Genomic DNA, 24336 nt, shown 5'->3' with positions numbered 1-24336 from the left:
ACCGAAGGGCTTAGCGCGGGATGGACGTCCACTTGAACTCGTTGAGTTCGGGCCACTCGGTCATGAGGGCGAGGACCCGCTCGACGACACCGATCGAGGCGGCCGGGTTGTCGGCGTCGGGTCGGCTGCGCAGGCGCACGAACGTGGCGGCGTCGCCGACGATGAAGGTCGGGACGCCAAAGACCTGATGCTCGCTGACGGCGCGGGTGTGGATCTCGCGGAACTGCTCGTTGCGCTCTGGCGCGGCAGCCAGGATCTTGGCTTCGTCAAGCCCAACCGACGCCAGCGCTTCGGAGATCACCGCCGGGTCGCGGGTGTCGAGTTGCTTGTCGTGGCGCGCGGAGAACAGGGCGTGGTGAGCATCGAGGAACGCGTCGGGGTACTCGTCGCGCACGACCAGCGAGACGAGTCCGGCGAGCAGCGCCGGGCCGGCCTCGGGGTTGTCCCACACCGGTGTCCCGCCCTCTTCGACGTGGGCCTGATTGAGCGAGAACGGCAGGAACGTGACGTCCCACTCGGCGCCCGCTTTGAGAGCCGCGACGACGTGTTCGTGCATGTTGCGCGCCCACGGGCAGCGGTAGTCGTAGGTGATGTCGAAGCGGTAGGCAGTCATCGGGACCTCACGGTAGAGGGAAGAAATGGGCGATGGTCAGACCGATCACCAAACCCACCACGATCCCGCCGACGACGTCGGAGGCGTGGTGAATCCGCACGAAGGCGCGGCTGAACGCGACGACCATCGCTAGCGGAAACAGCACGAACCCCCACGGTGTTCCCTGACTCAGCAGCACCGCGGCGCAAAAGCTCGCCGTGGCGTGGCCGCTGGGGAAGCTCGACGTGCGCGGGATCCGCAGGTGGTAGGGCCGCGGCGCCTGCGAAACCGGTCGCTCCCGCCGGAAGAGCGACTTGATGCCGATGTTCACGAAGATCGACTGGAAGAGTTCGGCGCATCCCGCTCGGATACCCGCGTAATGCGCGGCCTCAGCCCCGCCGACGCCGGTGAAGTAGCGGGCGACGGCCAGCGCAATCCACACGAGGCCGTGGTCGCCCGCCGCCGAAGCGGCGTAGAAGACGCGGTCGGCGACAGGATTGCCGCGCAGCCGGTCGATCAGGGCGTCGGCGCGGTCGTCGAAGCGGTCGACGGCGTCGCTACGGGCCACTACACCGCGACGGCGACTTCGTCGCTGAACGCGGGGTCGCGGTCGCGCGAAAGCCGGGGTGCGGTGGCCGGGTCGCCGCCGAAGACGGGACACCACTGCTGGAACGAGCACCAGCTGCACAACGGCCCCGGGTTCGGCCGGAAGTCGTCGCGGGCGCACGCCGTTTCGATGGCCTTCCACACCGCGTTGGTGCGGATCTTGAGGCCGCGCACCGATTGGTCGGTCGGCACGGTGATGATGGCTTCGGGCTCGCGCAGGTGGAGGAGTTGAATGCGATCGGGCCGGCGGCCGATCGTGGCCTCGCACATGGCGGCGTAGAAGTGCACACCGGCGAGGCGCTTGGCCTCGAACTGCACGCGGGGCGCCGCACCCGTCTTGTAATCGGTGACGACGAGCGCACCGTCGGGCGCCAGCTCGAGTCGGTCGATCACGCCGCGCACGACGACCCCGCCAAGGTCGGCTTGGAGCCGGAGCTCGGTGCCGAGCACCTGCACCTCGTTCGGGTTTTCGAGGCGGAACAGGTTGCCCACGAGCACGGCCACGTCGTCCCAGAACAGCACCTCGTCCTCGGTCGACAGCGCCAACTCCACGTACTCCGGATGCTCGGCGTACTCCGCCCGCACGAGCGGGATCTGGGCGGCGGCCACCTCCGGCGTGCGCTGCCCCGGGTTGAAGTCGTAGAAGAGCCGTTCGAGGCAGCGGTGCACGATCGTGCCCTTGGTGGTGTGGATCGACGGCGGCTCGTAGATGCGGTCGATGGACGAGAACCGGAACGCCAGCCCACAGTGGGTAAAGCTCGCCACTTTCGACGGCGACAGTGCGGAGGGCAGTTCCAAACTCACAGGACCGACAGTACGCCCGGGGTGTTACACCGGCGCGGACGGCCGCTGTCGCTCACGCCGCTCTGAGGAAGCTGGCGGTTGTTTGGAGGGTTTGGCCTCTTGGTCCTTCGAGGGTGACGGTGCCGGTAGTGGGGTTCCAGGCGATGTTCCATCCGCTGGATGTCGGCGTCGCACGCCAGACGCCTCACGGCTTCCCCAGTCAACGTCGAGCCCTGCGAACTGAGGCCGTTGCCGGTGGCGTTGATGAGGTCTTCGTACTGGATGGTGACGCCGACCGCGGCCACGTAGCGGTCGAGCTTCTTCGGATCGGCGAGCGCGGCTTCTTCGAGCAGATCGAACAGCCAGTCGAGCCGCTGCGCCCGCCGTGGACGCGGGTTCTCCTCGGTGGCGGTGTCGGCGAACGGATCGGCGTCGGGCGTTTTCCCAGCATCAGTCCACAATGTGGACTTTTCCCCATTTTCGTTGCGGCGCAGGAACTCACCGTAGGCGTCGACGAGCGCGTCGAGGCGGTCGAGCATGTCGTCGGGCGCGTCGATCACGATCCGACCCAACGCGTCACCAAACCCGCGGGACCGCACGATGCCGTAGTGGTCGTCGAGGTTGCTCGGTTTCTGGTCTTGCCCGTCGTAGTAGTTCCACGTCGTGACGCGCTCGTCGAGCACGCGAATCGAATCATTTTGGGCGTGCACAACGAACTCGGCGTCGCGCGCCTCATCGACACCACGCAACCGCACCAAGACCCGCACCTTCGAATACGGCAGACCCGCCTCGAACGCGGCCCGAAGCGCGTGTCGGCGCGTTAACTCTCGCGACACCTTCAGCTTCTCGAACGCGTCCGACCGGCTCATCTCACACTTATCCGCCAGCCAGGACACACACGACGCGTGCCCGTCCTCGGCCCACGTGCACGACGCGTCGAACGCCTCGAGCTCGCGGACAAAAGTACGCAGACACCGATCGATACCTGACCACGCCGCGATCAGCTCGCGGCCCTGCACAGAAACAGACGTCGACAAGGAAATACCTCACGATCAAAGACGTCCGAACGACGAAGGCAAGCCGCTCAACCGGGCTGCGAAGGTCCCCTCATCCTACCCGAACACGTGTACGAATACATCGTGTTTTCCCACGTAAACGCCGCTTTCAGGCGGCGCGGGTCTTCTGGAGTTTGGCGGCGCGGCGGAGGTCGGCGACGAAGCTGTCCATGGCGGCGCGGCGTTCTTCCTCGGCACGCATGCGCAGGACGGCGGAGGGATGAATCGTGGAAATGACGGGCCGGCCGTCGTGCTCGAGGACCTGGCCGTGCGCCTTGCCGACGCGGAACGACGAGCCGTACAGGGCCTGGCCGGCGACGGCGCCCAAAAGCACGACGACGCGCGGCGCGACGAGCTCGAGCTCGCGGGCCAACCAGCCGTGGCACGCCACGATCTCGGTCTGGTTCGGCCGGGCGTGCAGGCGGCGCTTCCCGCGTGGCTCCCACTTGAAGTGCTTCACGGCGTTGGTGAGGTAGACGTCGTCGCGGCGGATCGACGCCGCTTCCAGCGCGGCGTCGAGGACGCGGCCGGCGGGTCCGACGAAGGGATGGCCTTCCCTGTCTTCGTGGTCACCGGGCTGCTCGCCGATGAGGAAGAGCGGCGCGTGCGCCGGTCCCTCGCCGAAGACCGTTTGCGTGGCGCGGGCGTACAGATCGCAGTTGGTACAGCCGGCGGCCTCGGCCGCCACGGCGCGGAGAGCCTTCGGCACCGCCATGGCGTTGTGATGCCCGCCGGGTGGGTACGCCATTCGTAGACGGGAATCCAAGGAGGTCACCATGGCAACACCCGCCACCCTTTCCGCCACCCAGCTGCTGCGCCAGCGGCACCGGGAAATCGAAGACATGTTCCAGCGCACGCTCGCCGCCGCGGGCGACGAACGCCGTGAGTTGTTCGAGTGCCTGCGCGCCACGCTCGCGGTCCACGAGACGACCGAAGAAATGTTCGTGCATCCGCTCGCTCGCCGGCTCGGCGACCGTGCCGAGCGCATCGTCGAGGCTCGTCTCGCCGAAGAGCGCGACGCCACCAAGACGCTCAAGGAGCTCGAGGACCTCGGCCCCGAAGGTGATCAGTTCGCCACGCGCCTTACGCGGTTCCAGCGCGCGGTGCACGAACACGCCGAAGCCGAGGAACACGAGTTGTTCCCGATCGTCGACGCCGAGTGCTCGCACGAGGACCTCAGCCATCTCGCCGACGCCATCCTCGCCGGTGAGCAGCTCGCCCCGACGCACCCGCACCCCCACGCGGGACAGAACCCCATCGCGCTGATGCTGGTCGGCCCGTTCGCCGCGATGGTGGACAAGACGCGTGACCACTTCACGCAGTGGCAGCGGAGCCGCGCCACCCGCAACTGAACGCGTAACGTCGGCGTCCTCAGAGAGGACTAGCCGACATGTTCGTTGCCTCCTACACCTTCACTGGCGACGTCGACGAGCTGAAGGAGGGCCACGCCAAAATGGTCGAACTCCTCGGCATGGACGGCGCCTTCATGCACGTCGCCGTCGTCGGCGACGGCCAACTGGTCGTGCTCGACGCGTGCCCGTCGCGAGAAGTGCACCAACAGTTCGCCGGCGGCGACTTCTTCCAGAGCCTCATCGCCAAGTGCGGTCTGCCCCAGCCGAAGATCGACCGGCTCGGCGACGTCCACACGTACTTCTTCGAGCAGCGATGAGCGCCGCCTTCGAGGTCGGCCGTCTCGACGCGCTGGCCCAGCGCGAGTTGCTCACCCGCGGTGACGCCAAGCCGAGCGAACTCGTCGAGTGGGCTCGCGAGCGCGCCGAGGAGTTGAACCCGCAACTCAACGCCATCATCTTTCCTATCGACGACGGCGGCGAGGGCATACCGATGGCGCTGAAGGACCTCGTCGTCGAGGTGCCCGGGGTGCCGTTCACCGAGGGGTCGCGGTTCGTTCAGGGGACCGTGTCGGAGTTCGAGTCCGAGCTCGTCACGCGGTACCGCCGCGCCGGGGCGGCCTTCATCGGCAAGACCAACACGCCCGAATTCGGCATGGCGCCGCACTGCGAGCCAGCGCTGTTCGGCGCCACCCGCAACCCCTGGAGCGTCGACCATACGACGGCCGGCTCGAGCGGTGGTTCGGCCGCCGCGGTGGCGGCGGGGATCGTGCCCGTCGCCCACGCCAGCGACGCCGGCGGCTCGATCCGCTACCCGGCGTCGTGCTGCGGGCTGTTCGGGCTCAAGCCGACGCGGGGCCGCAACCCGATGGGACCCGAGTACGGCGATGCGCTCGGTGGCGCCGCGGCCGAGCACGTGCTGACGCGCTCGGTCCGGGACAGCGCATGGATGCTCGACGCCACGTCGGGGCCCGACGCCGGTGATCCGTACTGCGCACCGGCGCCGGCGCGACCCTTCCTCGACGAAGTCGGAGCCGACCCGGGCTCGCTACGCATCGCCTACAGCCGCACGTCCGCAGAAGGCACCGACCTGCATCCCGACTGTGTGGCGGCGCTCGACGCCACTGTGGCGCTGCTCGAAGCGCTCGGCCATCGTCTGACCGAGGCGCCGTTCACGCCGATCGACCGGCGCACCGGCGCAGCTATCGGCACGCTCATCAACGGCGGCACGGCGTGGATCGCGGCGTACTGGGAACGCCGCCTCGGACGCGCCCCCGAGCCGGGCGAACTCGAGCCGGCCACCGCGGCGATGGTCGAAGCCGGCCGACGCGTCAGCGCGGCGCAGTGGTTGCTTGCCCGCGACGACATCAACGCCTTCAGCCGTCGCGCCGCGCACTTCTTCGACGACTACGACCTGTTCCTGTCGCCCACAGTGACGACGCCGCCGTTCCGCATCGGCGAACTCGACAGGGTCGGCGACATGATCCGCAACGCCGGCGTGATCGCCAACCTCACCGGCAGCCCGGCGATGTCGGTGCCGCTGTACTGGAACGCGGACGGTTTGCCCATCGGTTCGCACTTCCTGGCGCCCTTCGGCGACGAGGCCACGCTCCTGCGCCTGGCGTCGCAGCTCGAAACGGCGCAACCGTGGGCCGGTATGTGGCCGCGGGTGTCGGTGGGAACGCGCTAGCGCTTAGACGGCGACGCGCATCGTGCGGTCGGTGCCGGGACGCGCCTCGATCTTGGTTGGCTCGTCCTTGCTGTCGCCGTAGGCGAGCTGGCCGCCGATGTAGCCGCCGACGGTCACGGCGGTGGCGCCGAGAAGACCAAGGAAGATGCCCTTGCCGCGCTTGCCGCGCAGGCGGGTGAGGAACGACCACAGATAGAAGAACGTGCCGATGGTGTTGCTGACGGTGTGCACCACCGCCGCGTCGCGCTTGTCGTCGTCGGCGCCGATCTTCTGATACTCGACGAGACCCGCGGCCACGGTCGGCGCGGCGGCGGCGACACCGAGGCCGACGAAGGCGGCGCTGGCGCGCCGTGACTTGCGGCCGCCGAGGAAGTCGAGCAGGAACGAGCCCGTCCAGAACCCGATCGGTAGGTCGGTGAGCATCGGGTGCAGCGGGTGCCCAAGCCAGTCGCCGCCCAGGAACGACTTCGCCTTGGGCGGGATGGCGGCAGCCACCTCGTCGAGCACTTCTTCGACCTTGTCCTCAACCGCTTCCGTCGTCGTATCCATGCACACGAACTACCCGCAAGCGCGAGAAGTTTTACTTGTCAGCTGACAAGTAACTGTGCCATCCTGCCCCGATGGGGGAAATCATCGTTTCGGCCGACTCGCACATCACCGAGCCGGCCAACACCTACGTCGACTTCATCGACGCCGCCTGGAAGGACAAGGCACCCAGGCTCGTCGACGGGGGCGAGAACGTCGGTGACGTGTTCGTCGTCGACGGGATGGCAAGGCCCGTCCCGATGGGACTCGTCGCCGCGGCCGGCAAACCGCCCGAAGAGATCCGCGTGCTGGGCGTGAAGTTCGACGAGTTGCACCGCGGCGGGTGGGACCCTGATGCGCGGATGGCGGAGCAGGTGAAGGACGGGGTGGCCGCCGAGATCATCTACCCGACCGTCGGCATGGTCCTGTGCAACCACCGCGACTTCGACTACAAGCACGCCTGCTTCCAGGCCTACAACCGCTGGATCGCGCAGTACTGCGCCGCCCATCCCGACCGCCTACTCGGCTGCGGGCAGACGGCGATGCGCTCGCCCGAAGAAGGCATCGAAGACCTCAAGGCGATCAAGGCGCTCGGGCTGCGCGGCGTGATGATGCCCGGCGTCCCAGCGCTCGAGGACTACGACTCCCCCATCTACGACCCGTTCTGGGAGGCGGCGATCGAACTCGGCCTGCCGCTGTCGTTCCACATCCTCACGACCCGGTCAGAGAAAACGCGAGGCCCGGCGATGAGCTCGTTCCTGTCGACGGTGCGCGGCTGCCAGGACATCATGGCGATGTTCGTGCTCGGCGGCGTCTTCGAACGCCATCCCGAGTTGAAGCTGGTGTGCGTCGAGGCCGACGCCGGCTGGGTGCCCCACTTCATGTATCGCATGGACCACGCCTTCAACCGGCACCGCTACTGGCTGCCGCCGGGCCAGCAACTGTCGAAACTGCCAAGTGAGTATTTCGCCGAGAACATCTACGTCACGTTCCAGGACGACTGGACGGCGTTCCGTTTCGCCGACGCCATGAACAGCAAGCGCCTGATGTGGGCCAACGACTTCCCGCACTCCGACTCGACGTGGCCGTGGTCGCAGGAGTTGCTGGCCAAGCACACGCAGCAACTGTCGGCCGAACAGCGCGGCGACATCCTGCGCGACAACGTGGTCGGCCTCTACGGCATCGACACGAGCACTCTTGCCGACGCAAGCTGAGCGTGTCGCGGCGTCGGACAAGGCGCTGCTCGACGCCGCCATCGAACTGATCGCCGAGCGCGGCTACGACCGCACGACGCTCGCGCTGATCGGCGAGCGCGCCGGGTACTCGCGTGGTCTCGTCACGCAGCGGTTCGGCAACAAGGAGCAACTGCTGTGGACGGTGATGCGCCAGATCCTCGATCAGTGGAGCACCCACAGCCTCGCCGAGCGCGTCGACAAGACGGGCGTCCCGGCGCTGCGGGCGATCCTGAGCGCCTACCTCGACGCCTGCGACCGGGCGCCGCAACGCATCCGGGCGTACTACGCCCTGTTGCGGGAAGCCGATGGGCCGGTCCCGGCCGTGCGCGAGACGATCCGCAAGCTGCACGCGAAAGAGCGGTCGCAGATCGCCGCGCTGATACGCGCGGGCAACGTCCGCCCCGACGTCGACCCGGACGCCGAAGCCACCGCGTTTCTCGGCGTCATGCGCGGCGTCACCATGCAATGGTTGTTGGACCCGAAGGTCGACTTGGTGGGGACCCTGACGCAGTACGGCGTGTCCCTGGAACGGAGTTTGGGATGCAACTCGTAATCCGCAACGGCACGGTGATCGACGGCACGGGCGGCCCGGCGCGCACGGCCGACGTCGCCATCGACGAGGGCGTCATCGTCGAGGTCGGCCGCGTCGAAGGACGTGGCGCGCAGGAGATCGACGCCGACGGGGCGCTCGTCACGCCCGGCTTCGTCGACATCCACACCCACTACGACGGCCAGGCGGTGTGGGACGAACGGCTCCAGCCGTCGTCGCTGCACGGCGTGACCACCGTCGTGATGACGAACTGCGGCGTCGGGTTCGCGCCGGTGCGCCCGCAGGACCGCGACCGGCTGGTCGAGTTGATGGAGGGCGTCGAGGACATCCCCGGCACCGCCATCCACGAAGGCCTCACGTGGGAGTGGGAGAGCTTCGGCGAGTACCTCGACGCGCTCGAGCGCGGGCGCGGCCACGACATCGACTTTGCCGCCCAGGTACCCCACGGCCCGCTGCGCCTCTACGTGATGGGCGATCGCGGCGGGCGCGGCGACGAGGCGACGCCCGACGAGATCGCCGAGATGGGTCGCCTCGCGGCCGAGGCCGTCGACGCCGGCGCCCTCGGCTTCACCACGTCGCGCACGCGCAACCACCGCACCGTGAAGGGCGAGCCGACGCCGACGCTGAAGGCGCCGCGCACCGAACTCGTCGGCATCGCGCAAGCGCTCGGCCACCTCGGCAAGGGCGTACTCCAGGTCGTCTCCGACTTTCTCGACGTCGACGACGAGTTCGGCACCGTGCGCGCCATGGCGGAAGAGTCGGGCCGCCCGATCTCGATCTCGCTCACGCAGGTGCCTTTCGCCCCCGAGCAGTACAAAGCGCTGCTCGACAACATCACCGCCGCCAACGAAGCCGGCGTCGAGGTGCGCGCCCAGGTGGCGCCGCGCGCCGTCGGCTTGTTACTCGGGTTGCAGGCGTCGATGAACCCGTTCCTCGGCAACCCCGCGTACATGGAGATCGCGGCGCTGCCGCTTGCCGAACGCGTCGCGGCGATGCGCTCGCCGGAGCGGCGCGCCGCCATCCTCGCGGCGGCCGAGGGCCACAACGGCATCTTCGGCTTCGAGCGGATCTTCGACCTCGGCGACCCGCCGAACTACGAACCGGCGGCCGAGGATTCGATCGCGGCGCGGGCAGCCCGCGTCGGGCGCACGCCCCAGGAGTTCGCCTACGACCTCGTCCTGGGCGACGACGGGCGGGCGCTGCTGTACACACCGTTCCTCAACTACGCCGGCGGCAACCTCGACGCGGCGCGCGAGCTGCTGGCGCATCCCTACACCGTGCCCGGTCTCGGCGACGGCGGCGCCCACGTCGGCACGATCTGCGACGCCTCGTTCGTCACCACGCTGCTCACCCACTGGGGTCGCGACCGCAAGGACGGCCGCTTCCCGCTCGAGTACCTCGTGCAGCAGCACTGTCGCGACACCGCGCGCACCGTCGGCCTGAACGACCGCGGCGTGTTGGCACCCGGCTACCGCGCCGACGTGAACGTCATCGACTTCGACAACCTGCGACTGTCGCCGCCCGAGATCCACCACGACCTGCCCGCCGGTGGCCGCCGGCTGCTCCAGCCGGTGTCGGGTTACAAGCACACCGTCGTGGCCGGCGTCGAGACCTACCGCGACGGCGAAGCGACCGGGGCGCTACCCGGCAGGCTCATCCGAGGCGCGCAAGCAACTCCTGCGCGATAGGCACGAACCCCTCGGCACCGACGCGCGCGAACTCGTCACGCGCGGCGATGGCGTGCTGCCGGGCTGTCCCGGCGTCGCCACGCGCTTCGGACAGTCGCGCCAGCCAGTAGTCGACGTGGGGCGCGTCGAGCTTGTTCGGATCCTCTAACGCGTAACGCTGCGCCGTCGCGAGATGACGCTCGGCGTCGGCGAGGCGATCGGCCACGACCGCCAGCGCGCCCGCGATCCGTTCCGACATGGCCAAGTCGAAGCCCATGTTGCGATAGTTCGGCGCCGCGGCCGCCGCCGCGTCGTACCACGCGCTCGCCGCGGCGTCGTCGCCGAGCAGCGCGATCGCCATGCATGCGGCCTCGAGTTTGAAGTGCGCACCTGCGCCCAGGCTACGGACGGCGCTGACCGCCGGCCGCTCGAAGGCGTCACTCGCCAGCAACTCGCGACACGCGTCGGCGCGACCGGCCACCGCCAGCGCGATGATGCGCGCCGCCTCGCCCAGACCGGTCCACGTCGAGGGCGGCAGCACCTCGGTGCAGTGGTCGGCCTCCACCAGCGCGTCGTCGAACCGGCCGCGCCACGTATGGATCGTTGCGAGCCACGCGTGGTTAAGCGCGATCCACGGCGAGTCGACGGAGACCAGCAGTTCGCGCTCGGTCAGGATGTCGCGTTCGAGGGCGTCGAGGTCGAGGTCGAGCGCGGCCGCCGCGAGCGCCTTCGACCGCAGACAGAGCGCCTGAGTCCCGGTGTGACCGACGCGGGCCGCAAGCGCCTCGCCTTCTGTGGCCAAGGCGCGGCCTTCGGCGGCCTTGCCGCCCCACACGAGCGGAAAACTCGTCCAGCACAACGCGTCGGCGAGCGTCCACGCGTCGGTCGTCCGTCGTAGATGTTCGATCGCGGCACGGCCGTCGGCTTCGGCCTCGGCGAAGTGGAGGAAGTTCCAGTTGGCGATGCTGTGCGACCAGCGGGCGACGCCGAGGCTTTGCTCGGTCGCGGCGTCGCCGACCGCAGCGATGGCGGTGTCGACCGCGGCGATCGCCTGGTCGTAGTCGACGAAGGCCAACAGGCCGGCGTAACCCGAGTTCACGAGGAGCCGCTCGGGCGTCTTGGCGTCGCCCATCACGTTGACGCCGCGGTCGTAGGTCACGAACGCGTCGTTGAGCCGGCCTAGCCACATTTGGGTCACGCCCATCGTCCAAAGCACGCGCCCGGCGCCGCTGACCTCATCGTCGGCGACGAAGTGGTCGACGGCGCGGTTCCACGCGTCGATGCAGTCCGGGAGCCGGCCCAGGGCGCGGAACGCCAGACCGCGCAGCTCGAGAGTGGCGCCAAGGCGGGCGTGGTCGTGCTCGTCGAGCAGCGCCATCGTGTCGTCGGTCAGGCGGAGCGCGGTCTCGAACGCTGCGCCCGCCATGGCGCGTTGGGCCGCGGTCGTCAGGCGCTCGATCAGGCGGCCGCGGTCGGCGGAGGCGCCGGCCTTCATCAGGTGGTCGGCGATCTCCTGGGCGCGGGTGACGACGGCGTCTTCTTCGAGCTTCTCCAGCGCGTCGGCGACGCGCAGGTGAAGGCGCTGGCGCCGCAGCACCGACAAGCCCGACAGCAGCGTCTGGCGGATCAACTCATGGGCGAAGGAGAACACCACTTCGCCGTCGCGCTCTTCGGACACGAGCACCTGCGCGTTCTCGGCGTCGTCGACGACGTCGACGAGATCATCTACCGGTAGATCGCTGATGACCTCGAGCAAGCGGAACGAGAAGGCGCGCCCGATGACGGCCGCCGCGGCCAACGCCTTCTGCGCGTCAGGGCCGAGCCGCTCGAGGCGGCGACCGACCACGAGGCGCACGCTCTCGGGGACTTCGAGTTCGGAGATCTCCAGGTCGGCGCGGAATTCACCTTGCGCGTCGAACACGCGGCCCTCTTCGACGAAGTGCCGGAAAACTTCACCGACGAAGAAGGGATTGCCTTCGGTCTCGGAGTACACGGCCTCGACGATGGCGGGCGGCGGCGTCCGCCCCGCCAGCGCTTCGAGCACCTGGGCCACGCCAGCGGCGTCGAAACGCGCCACGTGCACGCGCTCGACGGTCTGGGCGCGCACCATGCGTTCGAGGCTGGCGGCGAGCGGACGCGACACTTCGAGTTCGACGTCGCGGTACGTGCCGATGGCGAGGATGCGCTCGGACGGGACGCGCGCCGCGATGTGCTCGATCAGCAGCAGCGTCGATTCGTCAGCCCAGTGCACGTCGTCGATCACCATGACGAGGGGGAACCGCTTGGCCCCGCGGGCGATGAAGTCTGCGACGGCGTTGAAGAAGTAGCGCCGCTGCTGTTCGGGCGGGATGTCGAGCGGCTCGCCGATGTCAGGGAACCGCCGGCGCAACTCGGGGACCATGCGCGCCACCTCCGGGGCGGAGTCGCCCATGTCCTCCATCACGACGTCGGGCGGCATCACCGATAGCGCCTGCTCGAGCATCTCGACGAACGGCGCGTAGGCGACCGTTCCCTCGGACTCATAGCACCGACCGAACACCGCCAGCGCGCCGCGGCGCTCGGCCTCGGAGATGAGCTGGCGCACGAGCGCCGTCTTGCCGACGCCCGGCTCACCGCCCACGAGCACGACGCTGCCGTGGCCGTCGATGGCGCCGGCGAGGCGGTCGCGCAGCAGGCGCAGCTGCTCGTCACGGCCGACGAACGGCGGCGCCTTGGGCGACGTCTCGCGCACCCACAACACCTCCCACAGCCGCCACGGCTCGGGGAAGCCCTTGAGCGCGTGCTCACCGGTGTCGCGGTAGCTGACGTCGGGCAGCGTGCCGGCGAGCTGGCGCGTCACGTCGGAGACGAAGACCTGCCCGCCGTCGGCCTGGCTGCACACGCGCGACGCCGCGTGCACCGCCTCACCCGAAATCTGCCCTCCCGACTGCGCGATCTCGCCGGTGTTGAGCCCGATGCGGACACGCAGCGGCGGACCGGAACGCTGGCGGTTGAAGTCGTCGAGGGCGCGCTGGATCGCGATGGCGCAAGCGACGGCGCGCTTGGTCGAGACGAACACGGCGAGGAACCCGTCACCGAGGGCCGCGTGCTGGTCGTAGCCCTGGTGCTCGGCGATCTGCTGGCGCACGAGGGCGTCATGGGACGCGAACAATTCGTCGGCACCGGAGTCGCCGAGGGTCGTTCGCAGCGCGGTCGAACCCTCGATGTCGGTGAACATGATTGTTACCGGCCCCTCGGGTAGCGGCGGCGCGTCTTGCAAGTCCGTCACCAAGACAGCAACGGTAGAGGGCAACTGTGATCCTTGTCGACGCCGCCGGCGTATCCATGAGCCGCCCCGGGCGGCCGCTGTTCACCGACTTGTCGGTGACGATCGCGACGGGCGACCGCATCGGCGTCGTCGGTCTCAACGGCACGGGCAAGTCGACGCTGCTCAACGTGCTCGCCGGCGTGACCGAACCCGAGTCCGGGACGGTGCGGCGCGGGCGCGACGTGCGCATCGGCTATCTCGACCAGCGGCCCGTGCTGCCCGACGGCACGGTGCGCGCCGCCGTCGGCAACGCCTGGGAGGGCGAAGCGGTGCTCGACCGCCTCGGCATGACGCCGCTGCTGGACACGCCGGTGTCGCAGTTGTCGGGCGGCCAGGCGAAGCGGACGGCGCTGGCGCGCGTGCTCGTCACCGAGTCCGATCTGCTCATCCTCGACGAGCCGACCAACCACCTCGACGTCGCCGCCATCGCCTGGCTCGAGGAGCGGCTGGCGCAGTACCGCGGCGGGCTCCTGCTCGTGACCCATGACCGTCACGTGCTCGACCGCGTCACCACGCGCATCCTCGAGCTCGACCGCGGCACCGGCTTCGTGCACAACGGCGGCTACGCCGACTATCTGGCGGCCAAGCAGTTGCGGGAGGAGCACGCGGCGGTGGCCGAGTCGACGCGGCGCAACCTGGCGCGCCAGGAGCTGGCGTGGCTGCGCCGGGGCGCGCCGGCGCGCACGCGCAAGCCGCGGGCGCGCATCGCGGCGGCCACGGCGATCGTCGAGGGGCGGCCGCAGGCGGCGGCGCGCCGCGACGAGCTCGACCTGCACATGGGCACGCCGCGTCTCGGCGACAAGGTGATCGAGCTGACCGGCGTCGGCTTCGCCTACCCCGGCGGTGAGTTCTTGTTCCGCGGGCTCGACTACGCGTTGGACCCGCGTGAGCGCCTCGGCATCGTCGGGCCCAACGGCGCCGGCAAGTCGACGCTGCTCGACGTGATCGCCGGCCGGCGCGCCGCCACCAGCGGCACCGTCGACGTCGGCCCGACCGTCCGCCTCGGGTACTACGACCAGGTTGGCGTCGAGCTTGATCCGGCTCAGCGGGTGCGCGACGCGGTGGCGGGCCCGACGCGCGCGGCCGACTGGACCGACAGTGCGCTGCTCGAACGGTTCTGGTTCGACGGCGACGCCCAGTGGGCGCCGATCGGAACGCTTTCAGGTGGCGAGCGGCGGCGACTGCAACTCCTGCTCGTGCTCGCCCAGAAACCCAACGTGCTGCTGCTCGACGAGCCGACCAACGATCTCGACCTCGACACGCTGCGCGTCCTCGAAGACTTCCTCGAAGACTGGCCCGGCGCCCTCGTCGTCGTCAGCCACGACCGCGCCTTCATGGAACGCACGGTCGAGGACGCGCTGGTGCTCGACGGCTGCGGCGCCATCAACCGCGTGCCCGGGGGCTACGCCGAGTGGGAAGCGACGTGGCGCACCGCCAAGCCAACTGGTCCTGTCCAGCACCGGAAACCGGTGCTGGACAGGACCAGTTCGGAAGATGTGCGGCCGAAGCGGCGTTCCCCCAGCACGCTGCACCGCCTGATGCGCGAGGCGGAGAAGGCCATCGCGGCGGCGGAACGCCGGCGCGACAAGCTGACCGAGGAACTGCACGCCGCGTCCGACCACGCCGAGATGGCTCGCCTCGGCACCGCCCTCGCAGAGGCCGAAGCCGAACTCGCCGCCCGCGAAGAGGAGTGGCTCGCCCTCGGCGAAGAAGCCGAGTCCTGAAGCTTCATCGCAACTTTGAGTCGCTCGCAGCGTCACAAGGTTGCGCAGAACCCAGACGACTCGGCCCCGCAGTTCACCCAGTCGCTACGACAACTGGGCGCGGGGTTCGACGCGGCCGCGGCCGACGCCGTCGATCACGTAGAGGCCCTCGTTGATGGCCGTGACGTACAACCGGTCGAGGTCCGGGCCGCCGAAGGTGACGTCGGTCGGGTTCTCGAAGGGCAGGTCGATTGTGGTGTCGTGGCCCGCGGTGGTGAAGCGCACCAGGCGGCTGCTGCGGGGCAGCGCGCACCACAGGCCGCCGGCGTCGTCGAGCGTCGCACCGTCGGGGACGCCCTTGCCGCCGTCGGGCCCCATGCCGGTGACGTCGCCGAAGATGCGCCGCGGCCCGACCGACCCCGCCGCCGGTTCGTAGTCGTAGGCGAAGTAGTGCTGCGACGAGTCACCGATCACGAGGGTCATCGCGCCGTCGAGCACGGCGACGGTCGGGCCGTTGGTGTTGGCGATGTCGTCGTCGAGCAACTTCCACGTGTCGGTCGACGGCTGGTACCACCACGACGACCCTTCGGCGGGGCCGAGGTTGAGCTTGCCGGTGATGAGGTTGCCGTCGAAGTCGGCGACCATGTCGTTGCAGCGCCCGCCGATGCGTTCGGGATAGCGACTTAGCAACGACCACTCCTCGGTGTCGACCTCGACGACGTACAAGCCGTCGTCGAGGGTGACGACCAGCCGGCCGTCCTGCGCCGCGACCATTCCCGAGGGCATCTGCGGCGCCACGAGCGTGTGCAGTTCCCCGTCGCCGTCGTCGAGCCAGTGGATGGCGTTGGCCAGCGTGTCCACGAAATACAGGCGTCGGCGGCGCTCGTCCCACACGAGGCTCTCGCCCCACGTCGTCGTGAAGTCACCAACGCGCCGGATCCTCATGTGCGCGATCCCCAGATCACGCGTTCGCCGCCGTGGGCCGGCAGCACGATCAGTCGGAAGCCGAGCCGGGTGAAGCGCTTCGTCACCCAGCTGAGCGGATCGGGCATCGGCGCGGCGCGCGGATGCATCTCGAGCACGAAGGCGACGGCGGACAACTTCTCGAACCGCTTGTCGGTGAGCAGCGGCCACTCGCCGCCTTGGATGTCGAGCTTGAGGAAGTCGCAGTCCGCCATCGCCGGCAGCACGTCGGCGGTGCGCACCGTGACCTGCTTGGGCGTGAGCAGCCGCTTGCCCCGCAGGAACGGGAAGATCTGGGCCAGCAGTGCGTGCTCGTCGTCGAGAGCGGCGTTGTCGCCGCCGAGTTGCGACAACGCGCCGTCGCTGATGAAGGTCGCCTCGCCCTCGCTCGGCGCGGCGGCGGCCTCGATCACCGTCCAGCGATCGCCGAGCCCGTTGGCCTCGACGCAGCGCCGCAACGTGGCGGCGTTCTCCGGGTCGGGCTCGTACGAGGTCACCGTCGCGTCGGGGAACGTGGTGCGGAACCAGAGGCCGAACAGGCCGACGTGGCCGCCGAGGTCGAGCACCCGCACCGGATGGTCGAGCGCCCGCAGCTTTGCCGACACCGCGTCCGGGATTGCGTAGGCGCGGTTGCGGAAGATCTCGTCGAGCACCCACATGTCGAACAGCGGATGACGGATTGCGGCGCGGTAGGGCGCGTCGCGCAGCCGGTACACGTGCGTCGTGGGCCGGCCGATCAGCTCGCGGGCGACGAACCCGGCGCGGCCGCGCACGTTCGACGCGGCGTCACGCGTCACTTTGAGGCGGCCGGGCACAGCGCCCGACGCTATTCGGTCGCCTCGAGGGGCAGACCAATCACCTCGGCGACGCGGGCGAGATCGGCGTCGCGCTGCAGGATGCGCATGCCCGACCGGCTCGCCACCGAAGCGATGAGGCAGTCGACGAGACCCCGCGGCGTCACGCCCGCCCGACGACACGTGCGATAGATGCGCGCCGCGGCTTCGAAGTCGACGGCGCTGTCGACGGGCGCGAATGAAAAGCCGAGCAGCAACCGTCGCAGGTCGCGGGCGCGTGCGTCGCTGCGCGCACCGGCGAGGACCTCCATGAGAACCGGCTCGGTCACGGCGATGCCTGCACCGTCGGCGATCAAGGAGGTGAGCCGCTCGTCGACCGCGCTCCCCGTCGCTCGGTCGAACTCCACCCAGGCCGACGTGTCGACGAGGATCACGCCGCCGGACCGGTGTCGGCGGGGATCTTGCCGATGGCGCGTGCGCCTCGCATGGCGAGGGCCTCGTCGCGCGTCATCGGCTGACCCGCGGCGAAGCGCAACGCCAGGTCGACCGCTTCGGTCTTTGTGTGGACGCCGTACCGGTCCATGATCACCGAGACGTATTCGTCCTCGATCTCGATGTTCGTCCGGGTCTTCGCCATACACGTAGCGTACACACTACGTGTACTACACGTGTATGGTGGCTCAGGACGCCAGCGGCTGCGACGCAGTTGCGTACCCAGCGGCGGCAGGACGCGTGCGCGGCGTTCGTTGCATCGGGGCCGGTCGCATGACGTGGACCCAGTACAGAGCGGCGAGGTAGGCGATGTTGGCGCCGAGCAACAGCAGCGCCAGCAGCGACAGGAGGAGGGCAGAAGCGGTCACGCTCGCCTATCGACCGAAATCCCAATTTGTTGAGGATTACTGGGGACGGGGGCCGATCCGATTGAGTGACGGGCTGCCGTAGTCGAGGGCGGCGTCGTGGCTCAGCGTGTCCTTCGGTTTTCGGGTGAAGCGCGTGCCCTCGATCGTCCGCCGTGGAAAGACGTGCCTCTTTGGTGACCGCTTGCGCATACCTGCATCAACTCCCATGAGACGTCCGGAATTCCGACGGTACAGATGGGGTGTAGCGCGCTAGGCGGTGCCGCGGGCGAGCCAGGCTTGGCGGGGCAGGGCGACGGGTTCGCCGCCGAAAAGCTCGCGGCCGCGCCGTACGAGATAGGCGCGCAGGGCGTCGACCTGGGCCTCGCTGAGCGGCGCGAGGGCGAGGCGGGTGGCCGGCGTGGTGAGGGCGTCGCCCACCGCGTCGGGGGCGTGCAGGGTCGGCTCGAAGTCGACGGTGACGATGTCGATGCTGTGCCAGCCGGCGTCGTCGAGCGCCTTGCGGAGTTCCCGCGCCGAGCCCCACCGGTACATCGGCCGCGGCGGGACGGTGAAGCCGAGCTCGTCGGCGTACTCGTCGCCCAGCAGGGTGGTCCAGCCGTTGGTGGCCTCGGTCGTCCACGCAGTGATCGCCAGGTGCCCGCCGGACCGGGTGATGCGCGCCAGCTCGTGCAGAGCGTCGCCGATCGCCGGGCAGAAGATCACGCCGAAGTTCGACACCGCGCCGTCCACCGTGCGGTCGGCCAGGGGCAGCGACGCAGCGTCGGCCACGTCGCCGGTGACGGCGGAAAAACCGCGCTCGGCGGCGCGGGCCAACGCCCGCTTGACCATCTCGGCGCTGAAGTCCGACACCCACACCGCCGCGCCGTGCTCGGCCAGCGCCATGGCGACGATGCCCGGCCCGCAGGCGACGTCGGCCAAGGTCAGCCCGGGGCGCGGTTCCAACCACTCGACCAGGCGCGGCACCGTCGTGCCCGTCACCTTCTCGAACTGGTCTTCGTAAACCGGCGCGGCCGCGTCCCACTCGTTGGTCACCGGCCTACGCTCGCGCGTTATGGAACTCGGCATCCACCAGATCCGTTTCGACTTCCCGGGCGGCACCGAGTCGATCGCCGCCACCGTCGCGGCGACGGCCAAGACCGCCGACGAGGTGGGTGTCGCCAGCTTCACGTTCATGGACCACTGGTTCCAGATGGAGCACATGGCGCCGGCGACGGACCCGATGCTCGAGGGCTACACCGCGCTCGGCTATATCGCGGGGCTCACGCAAAACATGCGCCTCAGCCTGCTCGTCACCGGCGTCACTTACCGCCATCCGGGCCTGCTCGCCAAGATCGTGACGACACTCGACGTGCTGTCGGGCGGGCGGGCGCAGCTCGGCATCGGTGCCGCCTGGTACGAGCGCGAACACGTCGCCCTCGGCGTGCCGTTCCCGCCGGTCACCGAGCGCTTCGAGCGCCTCGAAGAGACACTCCAAATCTGCCTCCAGATGTGGAGCGACGACGAGGGGCCCTTCGACGGCAAGCACTACCAACTCGCCGAGACCATCTGCCGGCCGCGCCCGCTGAGCCAGCCGCGGCCCCCGATCCTGATCGGCGGCGGCGGCGAAAAGAAGACGCTGCGCCTCGTGGCCAAGTACGCAGACGCGTGCAACCTGTTCGCCTTCGACTACGACGAGACGGCGCGCAAGGTCGCCATCCTCGACCAGCACTGCGAGAACGAGGGCCGCGACCCGAACACCGTCAAGAAGACCGTGCTCTACATCGGTGACCCCATCGGGGCGCCCGACAAGTTCTTGGCCGACGCCGAGCGCTACGCCGGCCTCGGCGTGTCGCTGATGGACCTGGCGCCGCAGGGCGATCCCGTCGAGTTCGTCGCCAAGGCCGGCGACCTCGTCGGACGCCTCAGCGACATCGGGTAACCCGCCTGCTTTTGGTCCGTTCCAGCGACAAAGACCCTTGCGCAGACGGACCAAAAGGCGGGTTCAGGTCTCCTTGATGCGTTGAGTGGCGCGGGCGAACAGCCCGAGCGTCGTGGCGTGGAGCATGTCGCCGATCGATTGTGGGGCTTTGCCGGCGAAGGCGCGGGCGTGGGTGCCTTCGAGCACGATGCCCAACTTGAAGCACGCCATCACCTCGTACCAGCTGATGGCCGAGAGGTCACGCGTCGAGCGCTCGCCGTAACGCGCCACCAACTCGGCGGGCGACGGGAGACCCTCGCCGAGGTTCCCGCCGATGCCGAACTCGCCGGGCCGCGGCCACGTGGCCAGCAGCCAGCCGAGGTCGAGCAGCGGGTCGCCGATGGTCGACATCTCCCAGTCGACGATGGCGGCCACGTCGGGCGAGTCCCACCGGAACATGAGATTGGACAGGTGGTAGTCGCCGTGCGAGATGCCCGGCTGGTACCCCGACGCCGGCAGGTTGGCTTCGAGCCACCGCGCCACGTCGTCGAGGCCGGGGATGTCCGGACCGGGATACCCCTCGTGTTTGCCGTAGCCCTCGAGCTCGCTCAGCCAGCGCGGCACCTGGCGCTCCAGGAAGCCTTCGGGGTGGCCGACGTCGCCGAGACCGACGGCTCGGTAGTCGACAGCTCCGAGCGCGGCAATGGCGTCGGCGGCGGACAGTCCCATGGCGTGGCGCACCTCGGCCGAGCCGGCGTGCAATGGCGGCAGCTCGACCGACGGGTTGAACCCGTCAACGGGCTCCATCAAATAGAACACGGCGTCGCCCATCACGCCTTCGTCGGGGCATCCGGCGATGAGGCCCGGATGAGGCACGTCGGTGCCGGCGAGGGCGCCGAGGACGCGCATCTCCTGGCGCAACTGGTCATTCGAGCGCGGTCGCAGCGACCACGGTCCGCGCCGAAACACGAAGCTGCGGCCGCCGCGGTCGAACTTGACCATCACGTTCTGGGTGCCGCCGGCCAGCGGCGTCAGGTGCTCGATCGGTTGGCCGGCGCCGAGATCCTGCGTGTCCATCCACGCCGCCAGCGCCGCCAGGTCGATGCGCTCGGCCTGGATCTGCTCGTCGGCCAACTAGAGCCCCTTGCGGGCCGTGCGCTCGAGGATGCCGAGGGTCGCCCGCAGCGCGGAGTCGGGGATGATCGGGAAGCGTTCCTTCCAGTCGTCGGGCACCAGCGACCAGTCGTAGAACGACGTGACGAGCGTGCCACCGTCGTCGAGCGGTTCGAAGCGGTAGCCGTAGTAATGCTTGAGGCCGAGGGCGTTCTCGCCCAGGTCCCAGGCGATCTCCTTGTCGCGCTCGAACGTGATGAAGCGCACGGTCACGTCGTACTTGCCCAGCGGGTAGTCGTTGAGCGACTCGCGGTCCATGTGGACGACGAACGTGTCGCCCACCTTCTCCGCGGGTTCGCCGCTGAAGTCCTGCAACATGCCGGACGCGTCGATGGCGACGTGACCAGCCGGGCTGCGGACGATGTCGAAGATCGTCGAGGCCGGAGACGACATCGGCCGCGACACCTCCATGCGGTTTTCGAGGAACATGGTGTCCATAACGCGACGCATCTAAGCAGAGCGCGCAAGACTGCGCGCATGGCCACCACGCGCACGGTGTACGTGCTGCGACACACGAAGTCGAGTTGGGACGACGAAACCCTGACCGACTACGACCGGCCGCTCGCACCGCGTGGCCTGCGCGACGGCAAACGCCTCGCCCGCTACATCGCCGAAGCGAACCTGCGCCCCGACGTCGTGTTGTGCTCCTCGGCCCGGCGCACGCAGGAAACGCTGGCTCAGATCGCCCACTCGCTGGGCACCCCGGCGGTGCGCATGCTCGACGAGTTGTACGGCGCGGATGTCGCCGACGTCCTCGCGCTGGTGCACCACCTCGACGACAGCTACACGTCGGTGCTCATCATCGGGCACAACCCGTGCATCGCCGAGCTGGCGCAGACGCAGGAGAAGTTCCCGACGGGCGCGCTGGCGACGCTGCGCTGGGACGCCGAGTCGTGGGACGACCTGCGTCCCGGCGAGGCCGAAGTCGTGTCGATCGTGACACCGAAAGAACTGCCCGACTGAGATGGACGCGCCGCTGTCGCTTTCGGAGGCAGCGGCGCTCGACGCCGAGGCCGTGCTGGCGCGTCTCGGGTCGAGCGGCGACGGCCTGTCGCCCGAGGCGGTGGCGACGCGGCGGCAGGCGACGGGCCCCAACGCCGTGCGGACCCACCACGCGCAACCGCTCGCCGTGCTGGGCCGCCAGTTCCGCAGCCCGCTGCTCCTGCTGCTGCTGGCGACGGCCACGGTGTCGTTCTTCGTGGGCGAGCGCTCCGACGCGCTGATCATCGGCACCATCGTCGGCCTCAGCGTGGGGCTGGGCTTCTTGAACGAGCTCCAGGCCGAGCGCGCCGTCGAAGCGCTCCACGCCCAACTGCGGCACCGGGCGACGGTGCGCCGCCGCGGCGCGTGGCAGTCCTGCGACGTGACCGACCTCGTCCCGGGCGACGTCATCCGCGTCGAGACCGGCGGCATCGTGCCCGCCGACATCCGCATCCTGTCGGCCAGCGCGCTCGAGTGCGACGAATCGGTGCTCACCGGCGAGTCGCTGCCCGTCGACAAGGGCGCGGCGCCCGTCGCCCCGGCGACGGGGCTCGCCGAACTGGCGTCGTGCGCGTTCATGGGCACGCTCGTGCGCGCCGGCGACGGCGAGGGCGTGGTGGTGGCGACGGGCGCGGCGACGGAGTTCGGCCGCATCGCCATGAGCCTGGGCGAGCGCCAGGAAGAGACCGAGTTCCAGGTCGGGCTACGACGCTTCTCGGTGCTGCTCGCCGCCGTGGCCGGCGTGTTGACGACGGCGATCTTCGTCATCAACCTGGTGCTGGCGCGACCGCTGATCGACGCGCTGCTGTTCTCGCTGGCGATCGCCGTCGGCATCACTCCGCAGTTGTTGCCCGCCGTCGTCGCCACCAGCCTTGCCACCGGCGCCCGGCGGCTGGCGCACCGCAAGGTCTTGGTGAAGCGCCTGGTGTGCATCGAGGACCTCGGCGACACCGAGATCCTGCTGACCGACAAGACGGGCACGCTCACCGAGGGCGCCATCAACCTCGAACGCGCCTGCGACGCGACCGGCGCGACCCAAGGAGCCGAGGTCGGCGGTGGGGTCGTCGTGCTCGGGCTGCTGTGCAACGAAGCGTCGGTCGAGGGTGGCGCCGCGGTGTCGGGCAACGCCCTCGACGTCGCCCTGTGGAACGACGCCGGCGCGGCGGCCAAGGAAACGGCGCGCTACCAACGCGTGGCGCTCGCCCCCTTCGACCACGAGCGCCGCCTCACCTCCGTCGTCGTCGACGGTCCTGACGGACGCAGCTTGATCACCAAGGGCGCACCGGAGGCCGTGCTCGACCGGTGCGAGGCCGTGACCGCCGCGGCGCGGAGGGCCATCGACGCCGAGCTCGCCGCCGGCGGCCGGGTCATCGCCGTCGCCACCCGCCCGGCCCCCGGACTCGCCGAGGTCACTCCGAGCGACGAGAAGGACCTGACGCTGGCGGGGTATCTCGTGTTCCGCGACCCGCCCAAGGCGTCGGCCGGCGCCGCGCTCGAACGGCTGCGGTCGCTCGGCATCACGGCCAAGGTGGTCACCGGCGACCATCCGGCGGTGGCGCTGAAGGTGTGCCGCGACCTCGGGTTGCAGGCACCGGTGGCCCTCACCGGCGCCGACATCGACGCCCTCGACGACGCGGCGCTCGCCGCCCGCGTGTCCGACGTCGTCGTGTTCGCCCGCGTGAGTCCCGAGCAGAAGAGCCGCATCATCCGCGCCCACCAGACCCTCGGCCGCGACGTCGCCTACCTCGGCGACGGCGTGAACGACGCCGTCGCCCTACACCGCGCCGACATCGGCATCTCGGTCGACGCCGCCACCGACGTCGCCAAGGACGCGGCCGACATCGTCCTGCTGGAGAAGGACCTCGGCGTGCTGGCCGACGGCGTGGTCGAGGGTCGCCGCGTGTTCGCCAACACCATCAAGTACGTCCTCATGGGCACGTCGTCGAACTTCGGCAACATGTTCAGCGCGGCCGCGGCCTCCGCGTTCTTGAAGTTCCTGCCGATGCTGCCGTCGCAGATCCTGCTCAACAATCTCCTGTACGACACGAGCCAGCTGACGATCCCGAGCGACCACGTCGACGAAGAACAGCTGGCGCGCCCGTCGCACTGGGACATCAGCTTCATCCGGCGCTTCATGACGTTCTTCGGTCCGATCAGCTCGCTGTTCGACTTCCTGACCTTCGCCGTGATGTTGCACGTCTTCCACGCCGGGCCGCGCCTGTTCCGCTCGGGGTGGTTCGTCGAATCGCTGGCCACCCAGACGCTGGTGATCTTCGTCATCCGCACGCGCCGAGTGCCGTTCTTCCGCAGCACCCCGAGTGGGGCACTGACGATCGCCAGCGTCGGCGTCGCCGTCGCGGGCGCGCTCGTGCCGCTGTCGCCGCTGGCCCACGGCCTCGGGTTCGCCCATCCGCCGTTCGCGTACTTCGGTGCGCTGCTGGCGATGGTTGTCGCGTACCTCGGGCTCGCCGAGGTCGCCAAGCGCGAGTTCTACCGCTACCAGCACGGCCCGGTGCGGCCGAAGCGCAGTCACACCGACCGCCGCATCGAGCGCCGCGCGGCTCGGTTCAGCCACGCCGGGGACATCGGCGCGTGACCTACGCCGC

At 69.5% G+C, this 24336-nt stretch carries 25 protein-coding genes; 10 read left to right on the top strand and 15 right to left on the bottom strand.

Annotated features, from left to right (window positions below):
- Window positions 1-10: 10 nt before the first annotated feature.
- The 5 genes from VHC63_06245 to VHC63_06225 all read right to left on the bottom strand — a co-directional run bounded on the left by VHC63_06245 (window position 11) and on the right by VHC63_06225 (window position 3784).
- Entirely contained in the window at window positions 11-613 is a 603-nt protein-coding gene (locus tag VHC63_06245) for a DsbA family protein (GenBank protein HVV36186.1), read from the bottom strand.
- Between the two features lie 7 nt (window positions 614-620).
- Window positions 621-1160 carry a phosphatase PAP2 family protein gene (locus VHC63_06240; GenBank protein HVV36185.1) on the bottom strand — a complete coding sequence of 180 codons (540 nt, stop codon included), beginning with the start codon at window positions 1158-1160 and terminating at the stop codon, window positions 621-623.
- On the bottom strand, window positions 1160-2002 hold the full coding sequence (locus VHC63_06235) for a PD-(D/E)XK nuclease family protein (protein ID HVV36184.1): 843 nt from the start codon (window positions 2000-2002) through the stop codon (window positions 1160-1162). The genes VHC63_06240 and VHC63_06235 overlap by 1 nt, the downstream gene beginning before the upstream one ends.
- Window positions 1999-3018 carry a hypothetical protein gene (locus VHC63_06230; GenBank protein ID HVV36183.1) on the bottom strand — a complete coding sequence of 340 codons (1020 nt, stop codon included), beginning with the start codon at window positions 3016-3018 and terminating at the stop codon, window positions 1999-2001. The genes VHC63_06235 and VHC63_06230 overlap by 4 nt, the downstream gene beginning before the upstream one ends.
- A 127-nt stretch (window positions 3019-3145) precedes the next feature.
- Window positions 3146-3784, bottom strand: coding sequence for a UdgX family uracil-DNA binding protein (locus tag VHC63_06225; protein ID HVV36182.1), 639 nt, complete (start codon window positions 3782-3784; stop codon window positions 3146-3148).
- 28 nt (window positions 3785-3812) lie between these two features.
- Here VHC63_06225 and VHC63_06220 point away from each other — a divergent pair, with 28 nt between their 5' ends.
- From VHC63_06220 to VHC63_06210, 3 genes are read left to right on the top strand one after another with little or no spacing between them, the layout of a single operon-like run.
- Complete coding sequence (locus VHC63_06220) at window positions 3813-4388, top strand: hemerythrin domain-containing protein (GenBank protein ID HVV36181.1); 576 nt, start codon at window positions 3813-3815, stop codon at window positions 4386-4388.
- 38 nt (window positions 4389-4426) lie between these two features.
- On the top strand, window positions 4427-4705 hold the full coding sequence (locus VHC63_06215; GenBank protein HVV36180.1) for a hypothetical protein: 279 nt from the start codon (window positions 4427-4429) through the stop codon (window positions 4703-4705).
- A complete protein-coding gene (locus VHC63_06210; protein HVV36179.1) occupies window positions 4702-6075 on the top strand; it encodes an amidase in 1374 nt (457 codons plus the stop codon). Before VHC63_06215 ends, VHC63_06210 begins: the two co-directional genes overlap by 4 nt.
- Before the next feature lie 3 nt (window positions 6076-6078).
- On the opposite strand, the gene VHC63_06205 is transcribed toward VHC63_06210, so the two are convergent.
- Window positions 6079-6624 carry a DUF2231 domain-containing protein gene (locus tag VHC63_06205; GenBank protein ID HVV36178.1) on the bottom strand — a complete coding sequence of 182 codons (546 nt, stop codon included), beginning with the start codon at window positions 6622-6624 and terminating at the stop codon, window positions 6079-6081.
- Between the two features lie 71 nt (window positions 6625-6695).
- Between VHC63_06205 and VHC63_06200 the strand changes: the two genes are divergently transcribed.
- Genes VHC63_06200 through VHC63_06190 form a run of 3 tightly spaced genes read left to right on the top strand, consistent with a single transcriptional unit; the run spans window position 6696 to window position 10073 of the window.
- Window positions 6696-7814 (top strand): amidohydrolase family protein, encoded by a 1119-nt coding sequence (locus tag VHC63_06200; GenBank protein HVV36177.1) that lies wholly within the window; start codon window positions 6696-6698, stop codon window positions 7812-7814.
- Window positions 7798-8388: a TetR/AcrR family transcriptional regulator gene (locus VHC63_06195; GenBank protein ID HVV36176.1), complete on the top strand. Its 591-nt coding sequence runs from the start codon at window positions 7798-7800 to the stop codon at window positions 8386-8388. The genes VHC63_06200 and VHC63_06195 overlap by 17 nt, the downstream gene beginning before the upstream one ends.
- Window positions 8376-10073: an amidohydrolase family protein gene (locus VHC63_06190; protein ID HVV36175.1), complete on the top strand. Its 1698-nt coding sequence runs from the start codon at window positions 8376-8378 to the stop codon at window positions 10071-10073. Before VHC63_06195 ends, VHC63_06190 begins: the two co-directional genes overlap by 13 nt.
- On the opposite strand, the gene VHC63_06185 is transcribed toward VHC63_06190, so the two are convergent.
- The gene (locus VHC63_06185; protein ID HVV36174.1) at window positions 10039-13320 is read right to left on the bottom strand and encodes an AAA family ATPase; all 3282 of its coding nucleotides are present in this window, start codon (window positions 13318-13320) and stop codon (window positions 10039-10041) included. The two genes, VHC63_06190 and VHC63_06185, sit on opposite strands and share 35 nt — an antisense overlap.
- A gap of 26 nt (window positions 13321-13346) precedes the next feature.
- On the opposite strand from VHC63_06185, the gene VHC63_06180 reads away from it, so the two are divergent.
- Window positions 13347-15083, top strand: a complete 1737-nt coding sequence (locus VHC63_06180; protein ID HVV36173.1) for an ABC-F family ATP-binding cassette domain-containing protein — start codon at window positions 13347-13349, stop codon at window positions 15081-15083.
- Between the two features lie 84 nt (window positions 15084-15167).
- On the opposite strand, the gene VHC63_06175 is transcribed toward VHC63_06180, so the two are convergent.
- From VHC63_06175 to VHC63_06150, 6 genes are all read right to left on the bottom strand, one after another.
- Complete coding sequence (locus VHC63_06175) at window positions 15168-16007, bottom strand: SMP-30/gluconolactonase/LRE family protein (GenBank protein HVV36172.1); 840 nt, start codon at window positions 16005-16007, stop codon at window positions 15168-15170.
- Complete coding sequence (locus VHC63_06170) at window positions 16004-16840, bottom strand: FkbM family methyltransferase (GenBank protein ID HVV36171.1); 837 nt, start codon at window positions 16838-16840, stop codon at window positions 16004-16006. The genes VHC63_06175 and VHC63_06170 overlap by 4 nt, the downstream gene beginning before the upstream one ends.
- Window positions 16841-16851: 11 nt before the next feature.
- On the bottom strand, window positions 16852-17253 hold the full coding sequence (locus tag VHC63_06165) for a PIN domain nuclease (protein HVV36170.1): 402 nt from the start codon (window positions 17251-17253) through the stop codon (window positions 16852-16854).
- A complete protein-coding gene (locus tag VHC63_06160; GenBank protein ID HVV36169.1) occupies window positions 17250-17456 on the bottom strand; it encodes a type II toxin-antitoxin system VapB family antitoxin in 207 nt (68 codons plus the stop codon). The genes VHC63_06165 and VHC63_06160 overlap by 4 nt, the downstream gene beginning before the upstream one ends.
- A gap of 43 nt (window positions 17457-17499) precedes the next feature.
- On the bottom strand, window positions 17500-17679 hold the full coding sequence (locus VHC63_06155) for a hypothetical protein (GenBank protein HVV36168.1): 180 nt from the start codon (window positions 17677-17679) through the stop codon (window positions 17500-17502).
- A gap of 249 nt (window positions 17680-17928) precedes the next feature.
- On the bottom strand, window positions 17929-18711 hold the full coding sequence (locus tag VHC63_06150) for a methyltransferase domain-containing protein (GenBank protein ID HVV36167.1): 783 nt from the start codon (window positions 18709-18711) through the stop codon (window positions 17929-17931).
- A 19-nt stretch (window positions 18712-18730) separates the two neighbouring features.
- On the opposite strand from VHC63_06150, the gene VHC63_06145 reads away from it, so the two are divergent.
- Window positions 18731-19597: an LLM class F420-dependent oxidoreductase gene (locus VHC63_06145; GenBank protein ID HVV36166.1), complete on the top strand. Its 867-nt coding sequence runs from the start codon at window positions 18731-18733 to the stop codon at window positions 19595-19597.
- Between the two features lie 63 nt (window positions 19598-19660).
- Here the strand turns inward: VHC63_06145 and VHC63_06140 are convergent, their stop codons facing one another.
- The gene (locus VHC63_06140; protein ID HVV36165.1) at window positions 19661-20710 is read right to left on the bottom strand and encodes a phosphotransferase family protein; all 1050 of its coding nucleotides are present in this window, start codon (window positions 20708-20710) and stop codon (window positions 19661-19663) included.
- Window positions 20711-21187: a hypothetical protein gene (locus tag VHC63_06135; GenBank protein HVV36164.1), complete on the bottom strand. Its 477-nt coding sequence runs from the start codon at window positions 21185-21187 to the stop codon at window positions 20711-20713. It lies immediately after the preceding gene.
- A gap of 39 nt (window positions 21188-21226) precedes the next feature.
- Between VHC63_06135 and VHC63_06130 the strand changes: the two genes are divergently transcribed.
- Together VHC63_06130 and mgtA are read left to right on the top strand one after the other, a co-directional pair.
- A complete protein-coding gene (locus tag VHC63_06130; protein HVV36163.1) occupies window positions 21227-21712 on the top strand; it encodes a histidine phosphatase family protein in 486 nt (161 codons plus the stop codon).
- A gap of 1 nt (window position 21713) precedes the next feature.
- Window positions 21714-24326: a magnesium-translocating P-type ATPase gene (gene mgtA / locus VHC63_06125; protein ID HVV36162.1), complete on the top strand. Its 2613-nt coding sequence runs from the start codon at window positions 21714-21716 to the stop codon at window positions 24324-24326.
- Window positions 24327-24336 lie beyond the last annotated feature (10 nt).

The organism is Acidimicrobiales bacterium, from assembly GCA_035546775.1.
Lineage (GTDB): Bacteria > Actinomycetota > Acidimicrobiia > Acidimicrobiales > JACCXE01 > JACCXE01.
The sequence above is the reverse complement of the archived record's forward strand: the minus strand, read 5'-3'. Positions and strand labels throughout refer to the sequence as shown.

What these genes read in the sequence shown, in the direction of transcription:
- VHC63_06145 (HVV36166.1), top strand. Translation starts at nt 18,731, where the DNA reads ATGGAACTCGGCATCCACCAGATCCGTTTCGACTTCCCGGGCGGCACC.
- VHC63_06135 (HVV36164.1), bottom strand. Translation starts at nt 21,187, where the DNA reads ATGGACACCATGTTCCTCGAAAACCGCATGGAGGTGTCGCGGCCGATG.
- VHC63_06160 (HVV36169.1), bottom strand. Translation starts at nt 17,456, where the DNA reads ATGGCGAAGACCCGGACGAACATCGAGATCGAGGACGAATACGTCTCG.
- mgtA (HVV36162.1), top strand. Translation starts at nt 21,714, where the DNA reads ATGGACGCGCCGCTGTCGCTTTCGGAGGCAGCGGCGCTCGACGCCGAG.
- VHC63_06205 (HVV36178.1), bottom strand. Translation starts at nt 6,624, where the DNA reads ATGGATACGACGACGGAAGCGGTTGAGGACAAGGTCGAAGAAGTGCTC.
- VHC63_06190 (HVV36175.1), top strand. Translation starts at nt 8,376, where the DNA reads ATGCAACTCGTAATCCGCAACGGCACGGTGATCGACGGCACGGGCGGC.
- VHC63_06175 (HVV36172.1), bottom strand. Translation starts at nt 16,007, where the DNA reads ATGAGGATCCGGCGCGTTGGTGACTTCACGACGACGTGGGGCGAGAGC.
- VHC63_06210 (HVV36179.1), top strand. Translation starts at nt 4,702, where the DNA reads ATGAGCGCCGCCTTCGAGGTCGGCCGTCTCGACGCGCTGGCCCAGCGC.
- VHC63_06220 (HVV36181.1), top strand. Translation starts at nt 3,813, where the DNA reads ATGGCAACACCCGCCACCCTTTCCGCCACCCAGCTGCTGCGCCAGCGG.
- VHC63_06215 (HVV36180.1), top strand. Translation starts at nt 4,427, where the DNA reads ATGTTCGTTGCCTCCTACACCTTCACTGGCGACGTCGACGAGCTGAAG.
- VHC63_06245 (HVV36186.1), bottom strand. Translation starts at nt 613, where the DNA reads ATGACTGCCTACCGCTTCGACATCACCTACGACTACCGCTGCCCGTGG.
- VHC63_06225 (HVV36182.1), bottom strand. Translation starts at nt 3,784, where the DNA reads ATGGCGTACCCACCCGGCGGGCATCACAACGCCATGGCGGTGCCGAAG.
- VHC63_06130 (HVV36163.1), top strand. Translation starts at nt 21,227, where the DNA reads ATGGCCACCACGCGCACGGTGTACGTGCTGCGACACACGAAGTCGAGT.
- VHC63_06200 (HVV36177.1), top strand. Translation starts at nt 6,696, where the DNA reads ATGGGGGAAATCATCGTTTCGGCCGACTCGCACATCACCGAGCCGGCC.